A 6,813-nucleotide genomic window follows, 5' to 3' on the forward strand; every position below is an offset into this window, starting at 1 on the left:
GACCACGGCGCGGGGGCGGCGGACGATGGCCTCGATGCGGGCCATCCACTGGTTGGCGGCCTGGGCGCACTGCGCGGCGGTCGGCGCCTCGCGGCGGGTCTCATCGCCGCTCGCCCACAGCTCCAGCTCGAAGTCGGGGTAGCGGGGGTCATCGAAGACCAGCCTCAGCACCACCTGCCGCGCGCTGGCCGGCACCCGGTCGAGCGGCTTGCGGTTCTCGCCGCGAAACACGCGGGCGACGACTTCGCCATCGATCAGCAGTTCGCCGCCGACAACCTCCTCCAGCCGGTAGACCATGCACCAGTCACCCTTGTCCCAGGCGGTGGCGAACAGGCCGCTCTCCAGAGACAGCCCGGCGCCGCGACCCCGGCCGCGAGCGATGATGGTGGCTTCGGACGGCGCGTTCATGACCCGCCGGAGCGCCGCGCCGATCCGGCGGTCCTCATTGGTGAGCCACAGCACGAAGCTGCCTAGGAAGGTCACCACCGTGCCGGCCAGGGCCAGGGTCAGAAGCACGCGCGCCAGATCGCTCATGATGCGAGGCTAGCCGGATTCCTCTGGCCATCCCAACGTCCTGTCGCCGCGCAGCCTCGGCCAGCGGTCGTCATTCTTCCTTGGGTTTGGGCTTGGGCAGTTTGCTGAACAGCAGCTTGTCGATGCGCCGCTCGTCCATGTCGATGATCTCGATCCGATAGCCGCCGTAGGTCAGGGTCTCCCCCTCCGCCGGCAGGTGACCCAGGCGCTGCAGCACCAGGCCGGCGGCAGTGTGGAAGCCCCCATCGTCATCCAGGTTGAGGCCCAGCTCCTTGTTGAGGTCGTCCAGATCCGCTCGGCCATCGACCAGGAAGCTGCCGTCCTCGCGCCTGACGATCGACTGGGCCGAGTCCTCATCGTGGCTCTCGGGGAAGTCGCCGGCGATCATCTCCAGGATGTCGATGGCGGTGACCACCCCCTCCAGCGCGCCGAACTCGTTGACCACCAGGGCCATGTGGTGCGGCGTCTGCTTGAACAGCTCGAGCGCCTTCAGCACGGTGGTGGTCTCGGGGATATAGAGCGGAACCACGACCAGTGAGGCCAGGTCCAGCGGCCCGTCGTCCAGCACCCGGTCGAGCACCGCCTTCTTGTGCACGATGCCGGCCGGCTCATCGATGTCCATCCCGTCCGCGACCACGATGCGGCTGTAGGGACAGGCGCGAATCTCGTTGCGCTGGGTCTGTTCGTCGTCGGCCAGGGACACCCAGTAGACGTCCTTGCGCGGCGTCATGGCCACCCGGATCGGCCGGTCGCCCAGGCGCATGACTTCGCCGATGATCGCCTGTTCGCCCGGTTCGATCAGACCTGCGTTGGCGCCTTCGGCCAGCACGGTCTCGACCTCCTCCTGCGTGATCGCCTCGCCGCTGTCGTCCTTGACGCCGAGCAGCTTGAGCAACCCGGCGGTCGAGAAGGTGAGCAGGCTGACGAAGGGATGCATCGCCCTGGCCATCAAAGACAAGGGGCGCGAGACGATGCCAGCTATGGTCTCCGGATAGATCATCGCGAACCGCTTGGGCGCCAGCTCGCCCAGCACCAGCGAGAAGTAGGTCAGGGCCACGACGACAATCCCGGTCGAGATGATGTCCGCATGGTCGTGGATGAAGGCCAGGCCCTGAACGTCGGCGATCGACTTCTGCAGCTCTCCGGCGATGGTTGCCTGGCCGTAGGCGCCGGCCAGGATGCCGATCAGCGTGATGCCGACCTGAACGGCCGACAGGAACCGGGTGGGGTCCTCGGATAGCTTCAGCGCCTCGGCGGCGCCTTGGTCGCCCTTCTCGGCGCGGGACTGAAGCTTGGCTTTGCGGGAGGAGACCACGGCCAGTTCGGACATGGCGAAGATGCCGTTGAGCACCACGAGGAGCAGCACGACGGCAATGGCAATGAGAAGCATCGTCTCTGGTCAGGCGACGGGGCGCGACATGCCCCACGTCGACAAGCATAGGGCCGGATCGCTTGTAACGCGAGATGCGGCGTGGAGGTCGGTCCGTAAACACCCGTTAACCATGTTCCGGCACTGCTGAGCCTCTTTTCCGATTCCACGCGTGAGGCTTTCCCCATGAACGGCGCAGAGGTGCTCGACGTCGGCCGTGACGCCATCTGGCTGACCATCCAGCTGTCGGCCCCTGTGCTGATCGTGGGCCTGGTGGTCGGGGTGGCGATCGGCCTGATGCAGGCGCTGACCCAGATCCAGGAGGCGACCCTGGTCTATGCCCCGAAGATCGTCGCGATCTTCGTCTCGCTGCTGCTGTTCCTGCCGCTGATGGGCGCCCTGATGGGTGGGTTCATGCGCAATATCGCGGCCCGCATCGCGGGCATGTAGGTGGAGTCCTACGCCACCGCTGCTCAGGTCTACGCCGCCGGGCTGATCTTCGCCCGGGTGGGGGCGCTGGTCATGCTGCTGCCCGGCATCGGGGAACAGAGCGTGCCGCCGCGCATCCGGCTGTCGTTTGCCCTGTTGATGTGCCTGCTGCTCAGCCCGCTGGCGGCAAAGAATGTCTTCGTGCCAGCGACCATGGGCGACGTGGGGGCTCAGGTGATCCGCGAGGTGCTGATCGGCCTGACCATCGGGATGATCCTGCGCCTGTTCCTTTCGGCCCTGGCGACGGCGGGTGAGGTGGTGTCGATCCAGACCACACTTGGCTTCGCCCAGACGGCCAACCCGATGCTGGGCCAGCCCAACGCCACCCTGTCGACCTTCCTCAGCCTGATCGGCGTGGTGCTGATCATGACCACCGACCTGCACCACCTGTTCCTCGGGGCCATGGTCAACAGCTATGATCTCTTCCCGCTCAGCCGCTCGACCGTGCCGGTCGGTGATGCCGGAACGCTGGCGGTGCGAACCGTGGCCGGAAGCTTCGCGCTCGGCATCCAGCTGGCGGCGCCGGTGATCGTGTTCTCGATCATCTTCAACCTGGCGGCGGGGCTGATCGGCCGGGTCATGCCCCAGTTCCAGATCTATTTCGTCTCCTCGCCCCTGGCGGTGATCTTCGGCCTGTCGATCTTCGCGCTCAGCCTGGGCCTGGTCGGCATGGTCTGGCTCAACCGCTACCGCGAGATGCTCAACCTGTTCACCGGGGGGGCCGGCTAGATGGCTGAAGAGAACGAAGCCTCCTCGAAGACAGAAGAGCCGACACCGAGGAAGCTCGAGGAGGCCCGGCGCAAGGGTGACGTCGCCAAGACCCAGGACCTGCCTCAGCTGGCCAGCCTGGCTGGGGTGATGGCGGTGATCCTGATCGGCGGTGGCTGGCTCGCGCAGGACATGGTCGGCCGGCTGCTGCCCTTCATCGCCCGGCCGGAGGAGATGGACCTGTCCGGCACGGGCGGGGTGTTCGTCGCCCAGGAGGCCATGATGGCCAGCCTGCCGGCCCTGGCGGCGGTAATGATCGCCGCCTGCCTTGCGGGGATCGGCGGCAACCTGATCCAGCACGGCCTGATCTTCACCGGTGAAAAGATGAAGCCGGACCTGAAGAAGGTCAGCCCTCTGGAGGGGTTCAAGCGGATCTTCGGGCCGGACGGTTGGGTGCAGTTCATCAAGAGCACCCTGAAGATCACGGTCACCGGCCTGGTCGCGTGGCTGGTGCTGGAACCCCACGCCAAGGAGTTGCAGGCCCTGGCCGCGGCCGATCCGGCCGCCATGTTGCCGGCGACCATGGCGCTGGTGCGGGCGCTGGCCTTCGCGGTGATCGCCTTCCTCTCGGTGACCGCCCTGGCCGACTGGTTCTGGCAGCGCTTCCGCTTCATGCAACGCATGAAGATGAGCCGCGAGGAACTGAAGGACGAGTTCAAGCAGACGGACGGCGACCCCCACGTGAAGGCGAAGCAGCGCCAGATCCGTCACGAGCGCTCCCGCCGGCGGATGATGCAGGCGGTGCCCGAAGCGACCGTCGTGGTGATGAACCCGACCCACTACGCCGTGGCGCTGAAATACGTGGCCGGCGAAACCGCCGCGCCCGAATGCGTCGCCAAGGGACTGGACGAACTGGCCCTGCGCATCCGCGCTGTGGCCGAGGAGGCCGGAGTGCCCATCATCGAGGACCCGCCGCTGGCCCGCGCCTTGTTCGCCACCACCGAGGTCGACCGCCAGATTCCCGAGGCCCACTATGAGGCGGTGGCCAAAATCATCGGCTTCGTCATGGGTCAGAAGGCGCAGCGGGCGACGACGCTGCGATGAGGGGCAGGCCCCCGATTCGGGCACAGCTCAAATAACGAGTAATCTCAATGAGTGATTCGACCATTCCGGCAGTCAAGGACGCCATGCCCAAGGGCGAGATGAACGGCAGGAAATTCCGGTTCGACCCGCTGGTGGCGTGGGCGGCGGTGATGTTCGTCGTGGCGGCGGGCTTTCTGGCCCTGCCGGCTCTGGCGCTGGACGGCGGCACGCGCGTCAGCCTGTTCCTGTTGATCGGCCTGGCGGGCATCGTAGGCCTGGGCCTCTTCGCCTTCCGCGCCTCGGTCGCCTCCGATCCGGAGGACGATATGCCGTTGCTCAACGCCGTTATCGACGCCCTCTCTGAGCCCGCCGCCATCGCCGGGCTGGACGGCCGGGTGCTGGCCGCCAACGCCGGCTGGACCGCCGACGTCGGTTCGGCCGGTCGGCTGCCGCGCAATGGCCAGGCCGCCGGGCTCTACGGAGCCTTCAACCGCGCCCGGCGCGGTCTGGCGGCCAATACGGCTTTGAAGCTGAAGAATGGCGAGCGCGACCTTTCGGTGACCGGTGTGTCGCCCGGTCGCTTCCTGCTGCGGCTGGCCCCGGCCCCGGCCGAGTTCTCACCGCCGGTCGAGGCGCCGACGGCGCTGGCCATCCCCTCGGTGGCCGACGGCGGCCTGGACGCGCTGGCGTCCGCCTCGCCATTCGGCGCGGCTCTGCTGGACGGCGCCGATGTGTTCAGCGCCCGCATCGTCGAGGCCAACACGGCCTTGAGCGACATCACCGGCGGCAAGGCGACTCCGGGCCTGGTTTTCGGCGAATTGGTCGCCGAGGCGTCCCGCCTCGACGCAGGCCTGGGCGCGGCCGAGGGCAAGGCAGGCCCGTTCGAGGTGCGGCTGGCCCACGACGCCACTCGCGTCGGCCACCTTTATCTCAATCGCCAGGGCGGCCGGCTGACCGCCTACCTGGTCGATGTCTCCGAGCAGAAGCAGATCGAGCTGCAGCTGGCGCAGGCCCAGAAGATGCAAGCCATCGGCCAGCTGGCCGGCGGCGTGGCCCACGACTTCAACAACCTGCTTACCGCCATCCAGCTGCGGCTGGACGAGCTGTTGCAGCGCCATCCGCTGGGTGACCCCTCCTACGAAGGCCTCAACGAGATCCGCCAGACCGGTGTCCGCGCCGCCGACCTAGTCCGCAAGCTGCTGGCCTTCAGCCGCAAGCAGACGGTGCAGCGCGAGGTGCTGGAACTGGGCGAGCTGATCAGCGAGTTCGAGGTCCTGCTGCGCCGGCTGCTGCGCGAGGACGTCAAGCTGGTCACCGACTATGGCCGCAACCTGCCCCTGGTGCGTGCCGACAAGAGCCAGCTGGAAACCGCGGTCATGAACCTGGCCGTCAACGCCCGCGACGCCGTCCGCGCCGCCGGCAGCGGCGGCACGGTGCGCATCCGCACCGCGCGGGTGACCCATGTCGAAGCCGCCAACCTCGGCTACGCTGGCCTGCCGATGGGCGACATGGCCCTGATCGAGGTCAGCGACGATGGCCCCGGCATCCCGCCGGAGGTGGTCGGCAAGATCTTCGATCCCTTCTTCACCACCAAGCCGGTGGGTGAGGGAACCGGGCTGGGCCTGGCCACGGTGTACGGCATCGTCAAGCAGTCGGACGGCTGGATCCATGTGGAGAGCGAGCCGGGGCAGGGGGCGACCTTCCGCATCTTCCTGCCGGTGCACGTGCCGCCGCTGAACGCCCCGGCGCCGGTGGAAGCGGTCAAGCCCGCTCGCCCGGCGGCGCGCGACCTCTCCGGCGTCGGCCGCATTCTGTTCGTCGAGGATGAGGATGCGGTGCGCGGCGTCGCCGCCCGCCTGCTGCGCGCCCGCGGCTATGAGGTGATCGAAGCCAGCGACGGCGAAGAGGCGCTGGAACTGGCGATCGAGCATGCCGGGACGATCGACCTGCTGATCAGCGACGTGATCATGCCGGGCATGGACGGCCCCACCCTGTTGAAGAAGGCCCGCGTCCACCTGGGCGACGCCCCGGTGATGTTCATCAGCGGCTATGCCGAGGCCGAGTTCAGCGACCTGCTGGAAGGTGAGGAGGGGGTCTCCTTCCTGCCCAAGCCCATCGACATCAAGACCCTGGCCGAGCGGGTGAAGCAGCAGATCGCGGCCTAGCGGATCGTCGATATCACCGTCCCGCGAGCGTACTGCGTTTCTCTCGACAGACGCGAAAACCCGTTGTCATCTGGGCACCTTGCTTCAGCCAGGAACCCCGGAGCCTTCATGCGTTCCGCTCTTCCGATCTTCGCCGTTGCGACCGGCCTCTCCTTAGTTGCGGGCGCCGTCAACGCTCAGGCTACCCCGTCGGATGTCCGTGACTTGGTCGGCGCCCGCGCCGCTGGGGGTGAATCCGAGCTGGCGGCGCGCGGCTATGTCAACGCCGGCGGCCAGGCCGGCGATGACCGCAAATGGACCTACTGGTGGAACGAACGGCGCGGGGTCTGTCTGTCGGTCACGACGATGAACGGCCGCTATGACGCCATCGTGGCTACTCCGGCGCCGGACTGCCGCCAGGGCCGCGCCGGAGTAGCCACGATGGCGTCATAGCGGCCGTTCATCGTCGTGACCGACAGACAGACC

General features: G+C 67.6%; 6 protein-coding genes and 1 pseudogene. 5 read left to right on the top strand and 2 right to left on the bottom strand.

The features are described from left to right. Both GVN21_RS19960 and GVN21_RS19965 read right to left on the bottom strand, forming a co-directional pair. Positions 1-534: pseudogene (locus GVN21_RS19960) on the bottom strand (hypothetical protein); the annotation flags it as partial. Positions 535-604: 70 nt separating this feature from the next. Continuing rightward, positions 605-1,924 (bottom strand): hemolysin family protein, encoded by a 1,320-nt coding sequence (locus GVN21_RS19965; protein WP_205690204.1) that lies wholly within the window; start codon positions 1,922-1,924, stop codon positions 605-607. A gap of 165 nt (positions 1,925-2,089) precedes the next feature. On the opposite strand from GVN21_RS19965, the gene fliQ reads away from it, so the two are divergent. The 5 genes from fliQ (at position 2,090) to GVN21_RS19990 (ending at position 6,780) form a co-directional block, all read left to right on the top strand. Beyond that, positions 2,090-2,353 carry a flagellar biosynthesis protein FliQ gene (gene fliQ, locus GVN21_RS19970; protein WP_166576496.1) on the top strand — a complete coding sequence of 88 codons (264 nt, stop codon included), beginning with the start codon at positions 2,090-2,092 and terminating at the stop codon, positions 2,351-2,353. Further along, entirely contained in the window at positions 2,354-3,121 is a 768-nt protein-coding gene (gene fliR, locus GVN21_RS19975) for a flagellar biosynthetic protein FliR (protein WP_166576497.1), read from the top strand. After that, a complete protein-coding gene (gene flhB / locus GVN21_RS19980) occupies positions 3,122-4,204 on the top strand; it encodes a flagellar biosynthesis protein FlhB (RefSeq protein WP_166576498.1) in 1,083 nt (360 codons plus the stop codon). Between the two features lie 83 nt (positions 4,205-4,287). Further along, positions 4,288-6,348, top strand: a complete 2,061-nt coding sequence (locus tag GVN21_RS19985; protein ID WP_166576501.1) for an ATP-binding protein — start codon at positions 4,288-4,290, stop codon at positions 6,346-6,348. Positions 6,349-6,456: 108 nt separating this feature from the next. Then, positions 6,457-6,780, top strand: coding sequence for a hypothetical protein (locus GVN21_RS19990; protein WP_166576499.1), 324 nt, complete (start codon positions 6,457-6,459; stop codon positions 6,778-6,780). Positions 6,781-6,813: the final 33 nt, after the last annotated feature.

It is taken from the genome of Caulobacter sp. SLTY (genome assembly GCF_009905535.1).
In the GTDB taxonomy this organism is placed as follows: Bacteria; Pseudomonadota; Alphaproteobacteria; order Caulobacterales; family Caulobacteraceae; genus Caulobacter.